The sequence below is a fragment of the Solibacillus sp. FSL W7-1472 genome, from assembly GCF_037969775.1.
GTDB lineage: Bacteria > Bacillota > Bacilli > Bacillales_A > Planococcaceae > Solibacillus > Solibacillus silvestris.
The window spans coordinates 1,180,073-1,197,817 of the sequence record NZ_CP150208.1 but is presented as its reverse complement, the minus strand read 5'-3'; the positions used below and the strand labels follow the sequence as shown (position 1 = coordinate 1,197,817).

Here is a 17,745-nt window from a genome sequence, read left to right as displayed (position 1 = left end):
TTGCTAATTTACAGTTAACTCATTATAACAAATTATGTCATAAAAAACGCAAAAAAACATACTTTGCATCAAATTTGTGCCAAGTATGTTTTACTTATTCTTATTATTCGCGCATTGCATCAATTAATGCTGGCTGGAATTCACTATTGCGAAGCATCGCAATTTCATGTAAATATGGCGCTTTTTTGTTTTTTGCATCCGGACCGACAAATGGTGTTTCCAGTATTTTCGGTAAATGCATTAACTGTGGATGATGAACAATATAGTGCATTGCCTCAAAACCGATTTCACCAAAACCGATATTTTCATGACGGTCTTTTCCAGCACCGCGCACATTTTTTGAATCATTAATGTGCAGTACTTTTAAACGATCCAACCCGATGACTTTATCAAATTCATTTAACACTCCGTCAAAGTCACCTGTAACGTCGTAGCCGGCGTCATGAATATGGCATGTGTCCATACAAATCGACAGGCGCTCATTGTTTGTCACACCATCGATAATACGTGCCAATTCTTCAAATGTACGACCGATTTCAGTGCCTTTGCCCGCCATCGTTTCCAATGCGATCTGTACTGGGTAGTCCTGTGTCAGCACTTCATTTAAACCTTCTACAATCCGTTCAATACCCGCATCAACACCTGCACCGACATGCGCACCAGGATGCAGTACGATTTGTGTCGCTTCCAATGCAGCAGTACGTTTAATTTCTTCCTGCAAAAAGTTTACGCCAAGCTCAAAAGTTTCCGGTTTTGTCGTATTCCCTAAATTGATAATATACGGTGCATGGACAACAATGTTGGATAGTCCGTTCTCTTTCATATGGAGCAGGCCCTTCATAATATTCAGCTCTTCAATCGGCTTTCTGCGCGTATTTTGAGGTGCGCCTGTATAGATCATAAAAGTATTGGCACCATAGCTTAATGCTTCTTCGCTGGCACCTAGCAGCATTTTTTTTCCGCTCATCGAAACATGTGAACCTAATAACATTCTACTTTCCTCCATTTAACGAATAAACAGGCTGCATAGAAAAATCATTCTAAGCAGCCCCTTGTGTAATTAGTTATTGTTGCGGCGCGCTTTAATACGGCGTTCGCGTTTTTTCACTTTTTCCATTTCCCACTTCATATTACGTTTATAGCCTGGTTTAACTTTCTTCGGCTTACGTACTAGGGCTTTGGCTTTTGCATCGATTTCATCTTCTTTACGCTCACCTTTACGGCTTGCACGCTGGTGACGGTCTTTTAAGTCAGACCATTCGCCATTTTTAATATCTTTTTGTACAAATGGAATCCCCATTTTTTCGATGCGTACTACTGCATCCTCATCTTCCGGCTGGAATAACGTAATAGCTGTTCCTTTTGAGCCGGCACGTGCTGTACGACCAACACGGTGAATGAAGAACTCAAGATCTTCCGGAATTTCATAGTTGATAACATGCGAAATCCCTTGAATATCAATACCACGTGCAGCTAAATCTGTTGCTACGATATATTGGAACTCAAGATCACGTACTTGCTTCATCATCTTTTTACGGTCACGCGGACTTAAATCTCCGTGGATTTGTCCTGCACGGATACCTTGTTCTGCTAAAAAGCTCGCTACCGATTCTGCATTTTTACGTGTGTTACAGAAAATAACAGCAAGGAATGGATTGATTCCCTTAATTACTTCAAGTAAACGTGTATTACGTGCCTTCGAACGTACAGGTACTAATACAAAGTCAATGCCTTCCGCCACCGGACGTTTATCATTCATATGAATATGGATCGGTGAATCCATGTATTTCTTTAAGAATGGTTTTAATTTTTCTGGAATTGTCGCTGAGAACACGAACATTTCAAGCTTTTCAGGCATATGCGACGCAAAGCCGTCAATATCTTCAATGAAGCCCATGTCAAATGCCAGATCTGCTTCATCGACAACTAAAATCGGCGCAGTGTGAACAAGCAATGCATTTTCTTTCACCAAATCTTTAATACGACCTGGTGTACCTACAACGATTTGAGGCTGTGTTTTTAATCGGTCGATTGTACGTTGTTTGTCCGTACCGCCTATAAATAATTTTGTTGAAATTTCCGTTCCTTCAACAAGCTGGTTTAACGCATCAAAAATTTGTTGTGCCAGTTCTCGTGTCGGCGACGTGATAACCGCCTGTACTTCTTGTTTTTCTTCTACAATACGCTCTACGATCGGCAATAAAAAACTATGTGTTTTTCCTGTTCCTGTATGAGCTTGTCCGATTGCACTCTTACCTTTTAATACGAGTGGAATCATTTCTTTTTGAATGGGTGTCGGCTCTGTAAATCCAAGCTTTGCAATGGCGTCCTGCAAAAATGGCTTGAATTGATAATCAGTATATTTTGACATTCACGTACCTCCTTACATCTTTCCTATTGTACCATAATTCGTACATTTAAGTGACCATCTGCATATCATAACGGTAAATAGTTTCAACGTCAAACTGTTGGGACGAATTTATGAAAGAAAATTGAAATATCATGTCGATTTTTAGAAAGGAGTTTATTATGCGCCCACCTTATTACTTTCCACCTCAAGGAATGATGAATCAAATGCCGGTTGCACCACGTTTTCCAATGTATGCACCATACATGATGCGAGGCCCGAGTCCAGGAGGAGGTCCGATTCCTGGAATAGGAGCTATTCCTGGAGCTAGTCAATTTATGAACCAAATGCCAATTCCACCTCAGGCAGCTGTGCAAGGTGCAGCAGGTGCACCGAAGCTCGAAGGGTTTTTATCAGGAGCAAACTCTTTATTTAGTAATGCCCAAAAGTTCACACCATATATTCAGCAGGCAGCCCCAATGTTTAAAAATCTGCCCGCTTTATGGCGTTTATATAAAGGATTTAAAGAAACTTCCGACCCGCTGGAGTCTTCTACTGTTTCAATGCCGCAGGAACGGCCAAGAGAGAGAGAAAGAGTGAGAGAAAGAGGAAATCCACGAGGCAACCGGCGAGAACAGGAGCCAGTTGAGGAGAAAATTACGACAAAACCATCATTACCGAAGATATTTCAGCCTCCATTTGAATAACAAAATAAAAGCTACCCCAAGCAAATAAGTGCAGATTCGTTTCTATTACGAGTCCTCTCATATGCGTAATGGAGTAGCTTTCTATTTTTAACCGTGTATACTTACTGAATCAATATACTCCTTGGATCATGCTTATGAGCACATAGTGCCGCCGCCATTTACATGGATACATTGGCCGGTAATATATGTTCCGTCCTGAGATGCCAGCAGCACATATGCCCCAGCAAGCTCACTCGGCTGTCCTGGGCGTTTTAATGGTGTTTCAGTACCGAATTCCGCTACTTGATCCGCATCGAATGTAGAAGGAATTAATGGTGTCCAAATCGGTCCTGGTGCGACCATATTTACGCGGATTCCTCGATCAGCTATATTTTGTGCTAAACTTCTGACAAAGCCCACAATCGCACCTTTTGTCGATGTATAATCAATTAAAATCGAATGGCCTCGGTAGGCATTGACCGATGTCGTACATATAATAGAATCTCCCTGCCCCAAATGCGGAACAGCTTCTTTGCATAAATAAAAAATACCATCCAAATTTGTACGGAATGTTTTGTCCCATTGTTCGACCGTAATATCTAAAAATGAATCGACAGGATATTGTACCGCTGCATTATTTACGACAATATTAATTTGCTGGAAATGGTCAAGTGCTGTCTTTACAAGTTTTTTACTTGTTTCATAATCACCGATATCACCTTCAACAAGAATCGCCTGAACGCCTTCTTTTTCAACCAGTTGTTTCGTTTCTTCTGCATCGGATTGCTCTTTTTCCAAATAGTTTATAACAAGATTTGCCCCTTCTTTTGCGTAGGCAATGGCAACCGCTCGGCCAATTCCTGAATCACCGCCAGTAATAATTGCCACTTTGCCTTTTAACTTATCGCTTCCCGAATATTCATAAGGCTGTGTTGGTAATGGGTTCATTTTGCTTTCGATTCCAGGTTGTGATGGCTGAGTTTGTGCGGGTGTACCGCCAACTTGTTTATTTTCAACGTTTGTCATGAAAGAAACACTCCTCTATTGAAATATTGTTATAAAGTTTTAGTGAAAAGTTTTCGATTGTTCCGTTCACATAAAACTATTTATGTAATATTTTTCCCCGGCAAGGCAATTTAAAACAAGACTGAATTTTCTTTCAGCTCATTTACCACATTTTGTAGGAGTGTTTCGGCATCTTCTGCTTTGATCAGTTCACCATTTACAATCGCAAATAGATGACATTCGCAAATTTCACAGTTTGAAGTACAGCCGGACTCCGTTAATTCAATATCTTCCCGCTCCAGCAGCACATCATATACATCTGCTGCGCCGAGCGATAAATTCGTCATGCAAAACTCCACCTGATTTTTTAAAGCTACTGATTTATTCCTCTTAAAAAAAGAAAACGCCATCCCATTTCCCCACTTTACGTTTTATTTATTTCTGCTATTATAGCAAACGTTCACAAAATTCTGTACTTATGCGATTACTTCGCAATATCGCGACATTTCCATCGAATTTACTAGAGATTTCAGTAAGCGAACTTTGAATAAAGCATACACGTCCTATATAATGAAATTACAGGGCTTTGAAAGGAGTTACGTATAAATGAAAGTTGTTAAAATTAATCCGCGTGGATACTGCTATGGGGTAGTAGACGCTATGGTCATTGCACGCAATGCTGCACTTGATCCTACATTACCAAGACCAATCTACATTTTAGGTATGATTGTACACAATAAACATGTTACAGATGCATTTGAACAAGATGGCATCATTACACTTGATGGCGACAACCGTAAAGAAATAATTGAACAGGTAGAGCAAGGCACAGTTATTTTCACGGCACACGGTGTATCACCTGAAATCCGTGAAATCGCTAAACGTAAAGGACTCGTATCAATTGACGCGACTTGCCCGGACGTTACGGTGACACATGACTTAATCCGCGAAAAAACAGCAGAAGGCTACGATATTATTTATATCGGTAAAAAGGGACATCCTGAACCGGAAGGCGCAATCGGTGTTGCACCAGACCATGTTCACCTAGTTCAATCGATGAACGATATCGATAATCTTGCTTTTGAAAACGAAAAAATTCTCGTAACAAACCAAACGACGATGAGTCAATGGGATGTCGCTTTTCTGATGGATAGTTTAAAAGAAAAATTCCCGCATGTCGAAGTGCATAAAGAAATTTGCCTGGCGACACAAGTCCGTCAAGAAGCAGTAGCTGAACAGGCCGGTGCTTCCGATTTATTAATCGTTGTAGGCGATCCAAAATCGAACAACTCGAACCGTTTAACACAAGTATCAGTAGAAATTGCCGGAACACCATCTTACCGCATTTCAGATATTTCAGAGCTGCAAATTGAATGGCTGGAAAACGTTGAAACAGTAGCAGTAACAGCAGGTGCTTCAACACCGACACCAATCGTTAAGGAAGTCATTTCATTCTTGGAAAAGTTCGACAAAAATGATCCTGAAACACATGAAATCGTACGCTCCGTAACTTTGGACAAAATTTTACCGAAAATTAAAGCTCCAAAACCAGTTGAAAAAATTATGCCTTACTAATGCCAAGCAAGCGAACCTAAAAAATCTCAATTTTCTTCTACCGGAGAAAATTGAGTTTTTTTGTTGTTCCTGATTAAATAAACTGAAACGGTTCTGTATTAATTTTTGACTGGATAAATTCAACAGGCAATTTTTGATCCGCACATAAAGAAGCCATTTTTTCTGCAACGCCTTTAATCATGACCTTTTCAACATGGTGACCTGGATCGATAATGCTTAAGCCTTCCACTTCTGCATCCTGTGCCATATGGAAGCCGATATCTCCTGTTACAAATACATCCGCCCCTGCATATTTTGCAGTGCGAATATATTTATTGCCGTCTCCTCCGACAACAGCAACCTTCTGGACAATACGATCCAAAGGTCCAACTGCTCGCAGACAAGGCACGTCCAACTGCACTTTCACAAATTCAGCAAATTCCCGTAATGTCATTGGTTGTTTTAACTTACCGATTCGACCAAGTCCTTGTGCATTCGTATCAACATCCATCGTAAACAGATCATAGGCAGGCTCTTCGTACGGGTGGTTGTTTAGCATCGCCTTTAATATTTTATTTTTCATCGATTGCGGGAACACGACTTCCACTTTTTCCTCTTCCTCGATGTGAAGCTCACCGATCTCTCCTACAGCCGGATCTGCTCCTTCTGTTGCACGAAAACGGCCTTTACCTTCCAATGTATAGCTGCATGCCTCATAATGGCCTAAACGACCGGCTCCGGCTTTAGCCAGCACATCACGCAAAGCATCTGCATCATCCACAGGAACGAATACGGCTAGCTTCATCATTTTTTCTTCGAACGACACTTCCAGAATTTTGCGGTTTTCCAGTTGCAAAGCATCTGCCAGTAAATCATTGACCCCGCCTGGCGCTACATCGAGATTCGTATGCGCTGCATATACTGCGATATCATTTTTCAGACACTTTTCATACAGTGCCCCTTTCGGATTATCTGTACGCAAGTTCGAAAGCTTCATGAAGATCGGCGGATGATGGGCAATAATAAGCTCACAGCCGTTGTCGATCGCTTCATCTACGACTTCATTTGTCACGTCAAGTGTTACAAGCACTTTTGTGACAGGCTTATTTAACGTACCAATGGCCAAGCCGATCGGATCATTCGGCATGCATGCATATTTTTTAGGTGACCATGATTCAAATACTTGGATAATCTCGTTGCCATTTACGGATTTCACGCAATCGCCTCCTGTACCATTTTAATGTAATGTGTAAGTTGTTCATACTTTTCCTGATTTTCAGGTGTTTTTTCCGCTTCTGAAATTGCTTGTTGAACACGTTGCCAATTCGCGATTTCACGTGACCACTTTTCAATGAAAACAGGTACTTTTGTTTCCATCAGCTTTGGTCCAAGCAAAGTTTGCGCTTCGTTTAATTTCATTTCCCCGCGCTGTAATACAAGGACCTCATAGATTTTCCCATCCTCTTCTAAAATGACCTCATCCTGGATTGCCCAGCCATTTTCCATTGCCCATTCACGGATGGCCTTTGCATGAATATTCGGCTGTAAAATTAATCGGGTTACCGATTTTAATGCTTGTGGATGCTTTTCTAAAATGGACACAATCAATGGTCCGCCCATCCCTGCAATTGTAACGGCTGTAATTTCATCCGCTTCTTCAACAGCTGCCAGACCATCTGCCATGCGTACTGTAATTTTATTTGTTAAGCCTTCTGTGCGAACTTGTTTTACAGCTGATTCATAAGGTCCTTTTACAACCTCACCCGCTACTGCACGTGCAGCAATTCCTTTATGCACTAAATAACATGGCAGGTAGGCATGGTCACTTCCGATATCCGCTACAATTGCTCCTGTCGGTACAAATGAAGCGACCGTTTCCAGTCGTTTTGAAAGTTTTTGTGCGTTCATATTTATATATCCTCTTTTCTATATCACAAACTACCCCTATTATATAGAACTTTCACACAAACGTCTCTTTCCAGAATACAAAAAAGTGCAGAACAGGATCACTCCATTTCTGCACTTGGCTATTCATTATAAACCTGAAATATACTCAGCTACTGCATCTGCTTCCGCTTCGTTTTTAAGAACTGGCGGCATCATGCCGTTTTCCGAACCATTTAATGCGTAATCTTTAATATGCTCAGCATCTAATCCAACGATTGAAGGACCTCCACCACCAGTTAAATCACCACCGTGGCACGAAATACAGTTCTTTTGAGCAATATCTTCACCATTTAATTCAGCAGTTTCCCCTGAATGTTCGCCGTCCGCACTGTTTTTATCAGCTGCACCCTCAAATGACATGAAGAAAATTAGTCCGATACCGAATGCCATGATAAGTACGTAAGGAATAAGTGGATTGTTTCTCATTGCGTTCCCCTCCCTCATTAAATATTCTATTTCATGCTAGACATTAGCCTAGTAAACAATATTAATTGTACTTGATTCTATAGAAAACTGAAAGACTTTACGGACAAGTTTTACTAGCTTTGTAACAATTTTACCAATTTGCTATTTCTATCATAATATATGTCTTGCAATTACCATTTTCTGTACTTCAGACGTACCTTCCCCAATTTCCAACAGTTTTGCATCCCGTAAAAAGCGTTCCACTTCATATTCTTTCATATAGCCGTAGCCGCCATGAATTTGAATGGCTTCATCGCAAACTTCCATTGCCATCTCGGAAGCGTAGTATTTGGCGATAGCAGCCTCTTTGCCGAATGGACGCCCCTGATCCTTCAACCATGCCGCTTTATACACAAATGTCCGCGCTAATTGTATTTTTACCTCCATATCAGCCAATTTAAACTGCGTTGCCTGAAAATCTGCCAGTGCCTTTCCGAATTGCTTACGTTCTTTTGCATATTGGACCGCTTTATTTAATGCGCCTTGTGCAATTCCAACTGCCATTGCCGCAATACCGATCCGGCCGCCGTCAAGCGTCGTTAAAAATTGTTTAAAGCCATTCCCCCGGACTCCAAGTAAGTTTTCTTCCGGAACGCGGACATTTTCTAAAATCAATTCCGTTGTATTCGAAGCATTTAAGCCCATTTTTTCGTATTCCGACTTAATCGTAAACCCTTTTGCATCAGTCGGTACAATTATGGCGCTGATTTCTTTTTTGTTTCCATCTCGATTTGTAATAGCTGTTAACGCTAAATGTTTGGCATAACTTGCATTTGTAATAAAAACTTTCGACCCGTTAATGATAAATTCTCCATTATCCAACACAGCGGTAGTTTCTGTCCCACCTGCATCAGAACCGGCATTAGGCTCTGTTAAACCGAATGCGCCGAATGATTCACCTGTACAGATCGGCGTTAAGTATTTTTCCTTCTGCGCTTCTGTACCGAATAAATGCAATGGTGCACCGCCTAATGAAATATGTGCCGAATATGTAATTCCTGTCGAAGCACATGTACGGCTCAACTCTTCGGTAACGATTGCAAAGCTGATTGTATCTGCACCCGCCCCGCCATATTGTTCTGGAAATGGCAGACCCATAATGCCCATATTGGATAGTTCTTTAAAAATTTCCACTGGGAAGGCTTTCGTTTTATCACGCTCGATTGCTCCTGGTGCCACTACTTCATCCGAAAACTCACGTATCATCTTTTGTAACATCGCTTGCTCAGTTGTTAAATCAAAATGCATACCATTCATCCTCTCAGCCTATTTCATTTCAATTCTATTGTAATCTAAAAATATGTATTTTTACAGAAAATATATGTATTTTGCAGAGTATTTTGTAAAATGATACAAAAAAGCCATACAGAAAAGTTTCATTTCTTCTGCATAGCTTAAAAGAATAGTATAAGTTTATGTATTATTTTGATGTTCCTAAAGGAAATAAATCCATGCACTAATAATGGCAATTAACCCAAGAACGCCTGAGATCGTAAAATAAATAATTTTCAGCATGACACCGCTTAACAGCCAAAATAGACAGTTCACAATAAGGATGATATAAAGCATTTCATTATTGCCGGCAAAATATGTTGTACTCACTTTCAATGTTACACCTAAAATCGCTAAAGCGGTCGCCAGCTGCAGCATTACTGCCATGAGATGGTTTCTTTTTGCAAAATAGATAGCCCCGATCAGACAGCCTGTTGCAAAAACTGCGGCAACAGCAATGACAACCCATTCGAACTGCATTGTAAACAGCAGTAGCAACATAACAAATGCGCTGATGGGAAAGAACATCGATAGATTCCGGTTTTTTCGTTTTTCGACATTTATGACGGCATTTTTTGATTTTCCTTCAATCTCTTCTTGATGATTTCCTTCCGAATAAAGCGACATCAAAAAATCGCAATAATGTTCTGGTAACATTTTATTTTGTTTCCAGAACGTGATTTCATTCATAATAATTTGTTTTTTTGGATTTGACATCGTTTCGCTCCAAATCTGTATTTATATGCTACATCATATTGTAAATAATTCACGAATAAACAACATCGGTAAAAAGCAATACCATTATTCTTGGAAAATAGTAATTACCTGCTATATTTACACAAAAAAAGATGAAGAGTAAAATACTCCTTCATCTTTTTCCTGTTTAGCTTATTCTAAGAAATCTTTTAAGCGTTTTGAGCGAGATGGATGACGCAGTTTACGTAATGCTTTCGCCTCGATTTGACGAATACGTTCACGTGTAACGCCAAACACTTTACCTACTTCTTCCAAAGTTCGCGTACGGCCATCATCTAAACCGAAACGTAAACGCAATACGTTTTCTTCACGGTCTGTTAATGTATCCAGCACGTCTTCCAACTGTTCCTTCAATAACTCATATGCTGCATGATCAGAAGGAGATTGTGCTTCTGAGTCTTCGATGAAATCACCTAAATGTGAATCATCTTCTTCCCCAATTGGAGTTTCCAATGATACAGGCTCTTGTGCAATTTTTAAAATTTCACGAACTTTTTCAGGTGTTAAATCCATTTCTTCTCCAATTTCTTCTGGAGATGGTTCACGGCCTAAATCCTGAAGAAGTTGACGTTGTACACGGATTAGTTTGTTGATTGTTTCAACCATGTGTACTGGAATACGGATTGTGCGGGCCTGGTCTGCAATCGCACGTGTAATCGCTTGACGAATCCACCAAGTTGCATAAGTCGAGAACTTGAACCCTTTACGGTGGTCAAATTTTTCAACTGCTTTAATCAGACCCATATTTCCTTCTTGAATAAGATCCAAGAACAACATTCCACGACCTACATAGCGTTTAGCAATCGAAACTACAAGACGTAAATTAGCTTCTGCCAGACGTTTACGTGCTTCTTCGTCACCTTGTTCAATACGTTCCGCCAAACGAATTTCCTGATCTGCGGAAAGTAAATCCACACGTCCGATTTCTTTTAAATACATACGTACCGGGTCATTAATTTTAACGCCAGGAGGAACACTTAAATCATTTAAGTCGAAAGCTTCTTCACTTGATTCTTGCTTAGAAAGTGCTTCTTCTTCAAATTCTTCTTTTCCTTCAACTGTTACATCATTTTTTTCGATTTCATCGGCAAAGTTGAAAATCTCTTCGTTCTCCAGTTCAAAAAATGCTAATGTATCAGAGATTTCCTTCATTGACATTTCGCCAACCTGTTTTGCTTTAGCTAAAAGTTGCTTTTTTACCTGCTCTAATGAAACCCCGTTCACTACCGTATCTTTTGAATGTTTTGACTTGTCCGCCATAAACCTTCCTCCTTCTAAAAACAAATCGCGTTAAACGCCCATTTTTATCTTTCTATTTAAGTTAATTATTTGTTGGGCAATCTCAAGTGCTCGTCTATGCTCATGCATTTTTTCTGCTTCTTTTTGATCGTGCTTTAATTGTTCAATCTTTAGTTCTAATCGGCGTTTTTCGATTTGCTTTAAACAATCAATTATTTCCGCTTCACCATTATCAGGGTCACGCTCAAGTAACGCAGCATCCATCACGATTTTTCGTAAATCATGATCATCCAACACTTCGACGAATCGATGGAAATCAGCCATTTCATATTCTTCATAAAAACCAATTAAACGTACAAATACGGATAAATATTCCTCATGGATGAAAGGTTCGTTATTTCCCTCTCTGAGAACTTTATTCACAATATTTACATCATGCAACATATGTGCTAAAAGTATACTTTCGGCACGGTCTGTTGCGTCTTTTTTACGCTCCCTTTGGAGTAGGACAGTTGGTTCTTCCACCATTTTTTGATCGCGTTTCTGCTCTTTTACATTATCCGCGACCATTTTTCTTAATTGGGTGCTGATTGCCTCATGGGAAATATTCGTTTCATTTGCCAATTGGCGAATGTATAAATCACGTTCAGTTGGAGAAGTATTATTTTTTAATGTTTCCAGAACTTCTTGAATGTATTGAAGTGTGTCATTTTCAAATTGAAAATTTTTGCCGCGTTTCGCATGCATCATCATAAATGCAATATACGCGTGCGGCTTTTCTATTATTTGATTTTTAAATGCCTCTTGTCCGTGTGTACGAATATATTCGTCCGGATCAAGTTTATCTGGTAAAACAGCGACCTCAACTTTAATCTGTTCTTGATGAAGCATTTGTGCAGCGCGCTTGGCAGCCTCAAAACCAGCATTATCACCATCATAGCAAATCGTAATTTGCTGAACTAAGCGTTTGAGCTTTGTAATATGCTGGGGCGTAAGAGACGTACCCATCGTTGCTACAGCATTGTATATGCCCGCCTGGTTTGCTGCTAAAACATCAATAAAGCCTTCCATTAAAATTACTTGTCTTGATTTACGAATGGATGCCCGCGCCTTATCCAAATTATAAAGTACTTGACTTTTATGGAAGATCGGCGTTTCAGGACTATTTAAGTACTTAGCATCTTCGCCATCGGAATTCAAAATCCTGCCTGAAAATGCAATCGTTTTTCCATTTTCATCTCGAATCGGAAACATAATCCGTCCCCGGAAACGGTCAAAGTAGCTATCATCACTTTCTTTACGAATGATCAGACCGCTTTCGACCATTTCTTCCGGATCATATCCTTTGCGCTCCAGTAAGATGGACAGCGTGTCCCAGTTCGGTAACGCCCATCCTATCTGATGTGTTTCGATTTGCTCACGTGTAAATCCTCTTTCAAGCAAATAATTTAATGCAGGTTCGCCATCTTCTGTATTCATTAAAATATGATGATAAAACTCCACTGCAAACGTATGAGCCTCTCGCATTTGCTGCTCTTTTTTTGAAATGGGCGAATTCGACATCGATTGATCGGTCGACAATTCCATTTCAAGCGGGATTCCCGCACGTTGACTTAGTTTAATGAGTGCATCCGGAAACGACAGATGTTCCATATCCATTACAAAAGTAATGGCGTTTCCTCCTGCCCCACAGCCAAAACAGTGAAATATCTGTTTATCGCTGGATACGGAAAAAGAGGGTGTTTGCTCACCATGGAATGGACATAATCCAAAATAGTTGCGCCCTCTTTTCGTTAACTGCATATAATCGCTAATGACATCGACTATATCGGACTGCGAACGAATTTGTTCAATCACATGTTCGGGTATTTTTCCAGCCATATTATCACCATCTACAGTATTCGAGATAAATTACAAATTTCCTCTATAATACGACAAAATTCTTTAATAAATTTGTAATTACCCTATAATAAATATTTTTACCACAATTTTATTATTATAAAACAAAAAGACTATACTTGCTATATAATTTCAAAAAAATAATCAGAATATAACTATAAATGTCGAAATTCAGCAAAATACAAAAGGTTTTCTGAAACAAAAGTATAGTTCACTTAGTTTCTAAAAAAACGCGAATATTATTCCACCAAAAAAACCTCCTCTTCCTTTTTGGAGAGGCGGCTTCAGTTGCTATCAACAATCAAGCTCTAGCATATCAATTATTTTGTGCGCTGTTTCTTCGACAGCACGATTCGTCACATCAATCGTTCGACAACCTATTTTATCAACAATACTATAAAAATAGCTAATTTCCTGCTCAATTCTACTATGTTGCGCATAAAATGCATTTTCCGTTAATCCTAAAGTTATTAAGCGCTCTTTCCGGATATTATTGAGCTTTTCCGGTGTAATGACTAACCCAAAACATTTTTTCGGATCGATTTGCATTAATTCTATAGGGGGTTCCACTTCCGGAACAAGCGGCACGTTTGCCACTTTATATCGTTTATGCGCCAAATATTGCGATAAAGGAGTTTTGGATGTTCTTGATACACCGACCAACACAATATCCGCCAGCAAAATGCCGCGCGGGTCCTGGCCGTCATCATATTTAACAGCAAATTCAATCGCTTCGATCTTTTTAAAATAATCATCATCCAATTGATGCACAAGTCCAGGCTTTTGCAATGGCATTTCATCAAAAGAAGTTTCGATTAAATCAAGCATCGACCCCAATAAGTCGATTGCATGCACTTTATATTCACTTGCAATTTTTTGAAGTGCCTGTCTCATCTGCTTTTCAACTAGCGTAAAAACAATGGTTGCCTCATTTGCAATCGCAATTTGGACAATTTTTTCCAGTACATCAACATTCGCAATATGAGGAAACTTTCGAATCCTTACTTTTTCGAAATTTGGCCGAAACTGGCTTACTACTGCTTTCACAGCAGCTTCTCCAGTTTCACCGACCGAATCTGACACAACAAATATAGTCAATTTTTTCATGAGATCACCTATAAATCATGCGTTTCTGCTAACGAAATAAACGCACGTGTAATATTCGTCTTCGTTAACCGCCCGGTAATGACTAATCCCCGCTCTGTTTCTTCAACAACCGGCATGGAATCGATCTCTCGTTCTATTAACTTTTTAGCCGCCACGATTAATGAATCCGAATTAACACAATAGGCGATGTTCGGCATTCTCGTCATTATTATATGCACAGGCATTTTATTTAAATCCTGTGTTCCGATACTGGAACGCAGTAAATCTTTTCGAGACAGCACACCTTGTAATATTTCATCTTTATCAATAACGAATAGTGTTCCGACATCCTCGGAAAACATATGGATAATCGCATCATACACCGTCATATCATCCGGAACAACTACCGGGATTGACTGGAAATCTTTCACTTTTAAATTCAGCATTGATTCCGTAAAGGCTGCCGTTGTTTTTTTGCCTGCATAGAAGTAGCCCACACGTGGACGCGCATCTAAAAATCCAGCCATCGTTAGTATAGCTAGATCAGGTCTCAAAGTAGCGCGCGTTAATCCAAGGCGCTCTGCGATATGTTCGCCCGTAATAGGGCCATTTTCTTTTACAATTTGCAAGATTACATCTTGACGTTTATTGAGTTCGATTGGACTCACCCGCTTCAAATAATGTTATACTTTTTCATTAATTATTATATACTATTTCCTTCTATATTGCGAAGAAAACAAACCCATGCTACAATATTACCGAACAACTCACTTGTTGTTTATGATTATTAATATGTAAGCGATGAAGGGATTTATAAGTATCAATTCTAACATAAGCGAGTAGGGATAGTGCAAGCCTACATTGAATTGAGAAACGGCACCCCTGAGCTATTTTTATAAAAGAGGTTTTTATTTATTTAAAAACAAGCGGGGTGGAACCGCGGGTACATCGTCTTGATGCACTCGTCCCCGGGCAGAGCTTTTGTGCCCGGAGACGGGTGCTTTTATTTTTATTCAGCGGGTGTTTATACACTCGCTGAATAAAAATAAGCTCTGGCAGATGTCACAGATTTTTTAGATGAAAAAAGAAGTCAGCCTAAATACGTCACATTCTGTGACAACGGCTTACTGACCCACATCCTGTGGGTCTAAAAATCTGGACGCAATTATGCCGAGGCATAATTGATTAAATATTTATAGGAGGTTTTTTTCATGGCAGAAAAATCAATGGAGACAATTGTATCATTAGCAAAACACCGCGGATTCGTATTTCCTGGATCTGATATTTATGGTGGTTTAGCAAACACTTGGGATTACGGTCCACTTGGTGTAGAACTTAAAAACAACGTAAAAAAAGCTTGGTGGCTAAAATTCGTTCAGGAATCAGAACATAACGTAGGCTTGGATGCTGCAATTTTGATGAATCCTAAAGCATGGGTTGCATCTGGTCACGTAGGTAACTTCAACGACCCGATGATCGACTGTAAAGCATGTAAAGCGCGTCACCGTGCAGATAAATTGATTGAAGAAGCTTCTTTAACAAAAACAGGCAAAGAAATTATCGTTGACGGTATGACTTTCGATCAAATGAAAGAAAAAATGGAAGAGCTTGAAGTAGCTTGTCCTGACTGCGGAAAAATCGACTTCACAGATATCCGCCAATTCAACTTAATGTTCAAAACGCACCAAGGTGTAACTGAATCTTCTTCAAACGAAATCTACCTGCGTCCTGAAACAGCACAAGGTATTTTCGTAAACTTTAAAAACGTTCAGCGTTCAATGCGTAAAAAAACACCATTCGGTATCGCACAAATCGGTAAATCTTTCCGAAATGAGATCACACCAGGTAACTTCACATTCCGTACTCGTGAATTCGAACAAATGGAACTTGAATTCTTCTGTAAACCGGGTGAAGATCTTGAATGGCACTCATACTGGAAAGAGTTCTGTAAAAACTGGCTTCTTGCATTAGGTATGAAAGAAGATTCAATGCGTTTACGTGACCATGAAGATGATGAGCTTTCACACTATTCAAATGCGACAACAGATATTGAATTCCGCTTCCCATTCGGATGGGGCGAACTATGGGGTATCGCAGACCGTACAGATTACGACTTAAAGCAGCATATGGAACATTCAGGTGAAGATTTCACTTACATCGATCCTGTTTCAAATGAGCGCTATGTACCATACTGCATCGAGCCATCATTAGGTGCAGACCGTGTAACATTGGCATTCTTATGTGATGCATATGAAGAAGAGCAATTAGAGGGCGATGATACGCGTACAGTATTACGCTTCCACCCTGCTCTAGCTCCATTTAAAGCAGCAGTATTGCCACTTTCTAAAAAGTTATCTGAAGAAGCTGGCGACGTTTGGGCTGACTTGCGTAAAGCATTCCCGGTTGATTACGATGAGTCACAATCGATCGGTAAACGTTACCGCCGCCAAGATGAAATCGGTACACCATTCTGTATTACGTACGATTTCGATTCAAAAGAAGACGGTCAAGTAACAGTTCGTCACCGCGATTCAATGGAACAAATCCGTATGCCGATCGCTGAAGTAAAAGCTTATATCGAAAAACATTTACAATTCTAATTTTATAAAACACTTTCTGTTCGTTTTGAGCAGAAAGTGTTTTTTAATTTAACAAAAAACAATCCAACCGTTCTACACCCGGTTGGATTGTTTTATTTATTCAGCTGTTTTTCAATATCGAATTTTGCATGTAAAATGAGTTCACGTAATTCATCAAACTGCTCTTCATCAAAGCGCGCTTCCGGAATAATAATTGCAATCGATGCAACCGGCCGCCCGTTAGAAATTATCGCCGTACTGAATGAGCAGGCACCGATAATACGTTCTGCACGTGTAAAAACATATTGCTGTTTTCGAATTTCCTGCAGCTGCTCCAACAACTGCTCGCGATCGACAACCGTATTTTCCGTTACGTGCTCCATCGCCACTTCATCCAAATACTGATCAATTTCTTCCTGCGGTAAAAAGGCCAGCAATGATTTAGCAGAGGCTCCGGCATAGAGCGGTGAAGTATCCCCAACATGATTACGTGCCGATAAAGCATATGAACTCTCGATATTCATAATACAGCGGCGCTCATTACCGTCAATAATGCTCATCGAAATACTTTCTTTCGTCGCTTTGTTCAGCTGCTGGAGAATGGGCTGTGCAATCGTAATGATGCTTGATTCTTCCTCAACTAGCTTCCCTAAGTGGATTAACGATAGGCCAAGCTGATACTGCTTCGTCCGATCATCCCGGATTAAAAAACCTTCATACACTAGTGTGGCAACAAAGCGTTGCAAGCTAGATAGCCCGATTCCTGTCTTTTTATTTAATTCCGTTAAAGAAAGCTTTGGCTGTTCTTTCGTAAAGGCACGCAATATTACAATTGTTTTTTGAACTGTTTGCATTAAATACATTTTTTCAAATTTTTGTTGTTCCACCCAAAAGCCCCCCTTTTCCTAAT

General features: G+C 39.9%; 17 protein-coding genes. 3 read left to right on the top strand and 14 right to left on the bottom strand.

Annotated elements, in window-relative coordinates:
- Positions 1-103: 103 nt before the first annotated feature.
- On the bottom strand, positions 104-991 hold the full coding sequence (locus MKY07_RS05715) for a deoxyribonuclease IV (protein ID WP_008408018.1): 888 nt from the start codon (positions 989-991) through the stop codon (positions 104-106).
- A gap of 69 nt (positions 992-1,060) precedes the next feature.
- A complete protein-coding gene (locus MKY07_RS05710) occupies positions 1,061-2,371 on the bottom strand; it encodes a DEAD/DEAH box helicase (RefSeq protein WP_008408017.1) in 1,311 nt (436 codons plus the stop codon).
- A gap of 158 nt (positions 2,372-2,529) precedes the next feature.
- Here MKY07_RS05710 and vrrA point away from each other — a divergent pair, with 158 nt between their 5' ends.
- Positions 2,530-3,054 (top strand): VrrA/YqfQ family protein, encoded by a 525-nt coding sequence (gene vrrA / locus MKY07_RS05705; RefSeq protein ID WP_014824393.1) that lies wholly within the window; start codon positions 2,530-2,532, stop codon positions 3,052-3,054.
- A gap of 132 nt (positions 3,055-3,186) precedes the next feature.
- On the opposite strand, the gene MKY07_RS05700 is transcribed toward vrrA, so the two are convergent.
- Both MKY07_RS05700 and MKY07_RS05695 read right to left on the bottom strand, forming a co-directional pair.
- Positions 3,187-4,059 (bottom strand): SDR family oxidoreductase, encoded by an 873-nt coding sequence (locus MKY07_RS05700; protein WP_014824394.1) that lies wholly within the window; start codon positions 4,057-4,059, stop codon positions 3,187-3,189.
- Between the two features lie 110 nt (positions 4,060-4,169).
- Positions 4,170-4,448, bottom strand: coding sequence for a DUF1450 domain-containing protein (locus MKY07_RS05695; protein WP_339264058.1), 279 nt, complete (start codon positions 4,446-4,448; stop codon positions 4,170-4,172).
- Positions 4,449-4,644: 196 nt separating this feature from the next.
- On the opposite strand from MKY07_RS05695, the gene MKY07_RS05690 reads away from it, so the two are divergent.
- Positions 4,645-5,613, top strand: coding sequence for a 4-hydroxy-3-methylbut-2-enyl diphosphate reductase (locus MKY07_RS05690; RefSeq protein ID WP_339264057.1), 969 nt, complete (start codon positions 4,645-4,647; stop codon positions 5,611-5,613).
- A 73-nt stretch (positions 5,614-5,686) separates the two neighbouring features.
- Here MKY07_RS05690 and MKY07_RS05685 read toward each other — a convergent pair whose 3' ends face one another.
- The 9 genes from MKY07_RS05685 to MKY07_RS05645 form a co-directional block, all read right to left on the bottom strand.
- Positions 5,687-6,808: a Nif3-like dinuclear metal center hexameric protein gene (locus MKY07_RS05685; protein ID WP_339264056.1), complete on the bottom strand. Its 1,122-nt coding sequence runs from the start codon at positions 6,806-6,808 to the stop codon at positions 5,687-5,689.
- Positions 6,805-7,500, bottom strand: coding sequence for a tRNA (adenine(22)-N(1))-methyltransferase TrmK (locus MKY07_RS05680; RefSeq protein ID WP_339264055.1), 696 nt, complete (start codon positions 7,498-7,500; stop codon positions 6,805-6,807). Before MKY07_RS05680 ends, MKY07_RS05685 begins: the two co-directional genes overlap by 4 nt.
- A gap of 126 nt (positions 7,501-7,626) precedes the next feature.
- Positions 7,627-7,965 (bottom strand): cytochrome c, encoded by a 339-nt coding sequence (locus MKY07_RS05675; protein WP_087615306.1) that lies wholly within the window; start codon positions 7,963-7,965, stop codon positions 7,627-7,629.
- Between the two features lie 150 nt (positions 7,966-8,115).
- Positions 8,116-9,252, bottom strand: coding sequence for an acyl-CoA dehydrogenase family protein (locus tag MKY07_RS05670; protein ID WP_339264054.1), 1,137 nt, complete (start codon positions 9,250-9,252; stop codon positions 8,116-8,118).
- 186 nt (positions 9,253-9,438) lie between these two features.
- On the bottom strand, positions 9,439-9,993 hold the full coding sequence (locus MKY07_RS05665; protein WP_065217016.1) for a hypothetical protein: 555 nt from the start codon (positions 9,991-9,993) through the stop codon (positions 9,439-9,441).
- Positions 9,994-10,164: 171 nt separating this feature from the next.
- On the bottom strand, positions 10,165-11,292 hold the full coding sequence (rpoD, locus tag MKY07_RS05660; RefSeq protein ID WP_008403109.1) for an RNA polymerase sigma factor RpoD: 1,128 nt from the start codon (positions 11,290-11,292) through the stop codon (positions 10,165-10,167).
- Positions 11,293-11,322: 30 nt separating this feature from the next.
- Complete coding sequence (gene dnaG, locus MKY07_RS05655; RefSeq protein WP_339264053.1) at positions 11,323-13,152, bottom strand: DNA primase; 1,830 nt, start codon at positions 13,150-13,152, stop codon at positions 11,323-11,325.
- Between the two features lie 312 nt (positions 13,153-13,464).
- Positions 13,465-14,277 (bottom strand): pyruvate, water dikinase regulatory protein, encoded by an 813-nt coding sequence (locus MKY07_RS05650; RefSeq protein WP_008403111.1) that lies wholly within the window; start codon positions 14,275-14,277, stop codon positions 13,465-13,467.
- 8 nt (positions 14,278-14,285) lie between these two features.
- Positions 14,286-14,924 carry a helix-turn-helix transcriptional regulator gene (locus MKY07_RS05645; RefSeq protein ID WP_008403112.1) on the bottom strand — a complete coding sequence of 213 codons (639 nt, stop codon included), beginning with the start codon at positions 14,922-14,924 and terminating at the stop codon, positions 14,286-14,288.
- A 543-nt stretch (positions 14,925-15,467) separates the two neighbouring features.
- On the opposite strand from MKY07_RS05645, the gene MKY07_RS05640 reads away from it, so the two are divergent.
- Positions 15,468-16,856: a glycine--tRNA ligase gene (locus MKY07_RS05640; RefSeq protein WP_339264052.1), complete on the top strand. Its 1,389-nt coding sequence runs from the start codon at positions 15,468-15,470 to the stop codon at positions 16,854-16,856.
- 92 nt (positions 16,857-16,948) lie between these two features.
- Here MKY07_RS05640 and MKY07_RS05635 read toward each other — a convergent pair whose 3' ends face one another.
- On the bottom strand, positions 16,949-17,722 hold the full coding sequence (locus tag MKY07_RS05635; protein WP_008403114.1) for an IclR family transcriptional regulator: 774 nt from the start codon (positions 17,720-17,722) through the stop codon (positions 16,949-16,951).
- Positions 17,723-17,745: the final 23 nt, after the last annotated feature.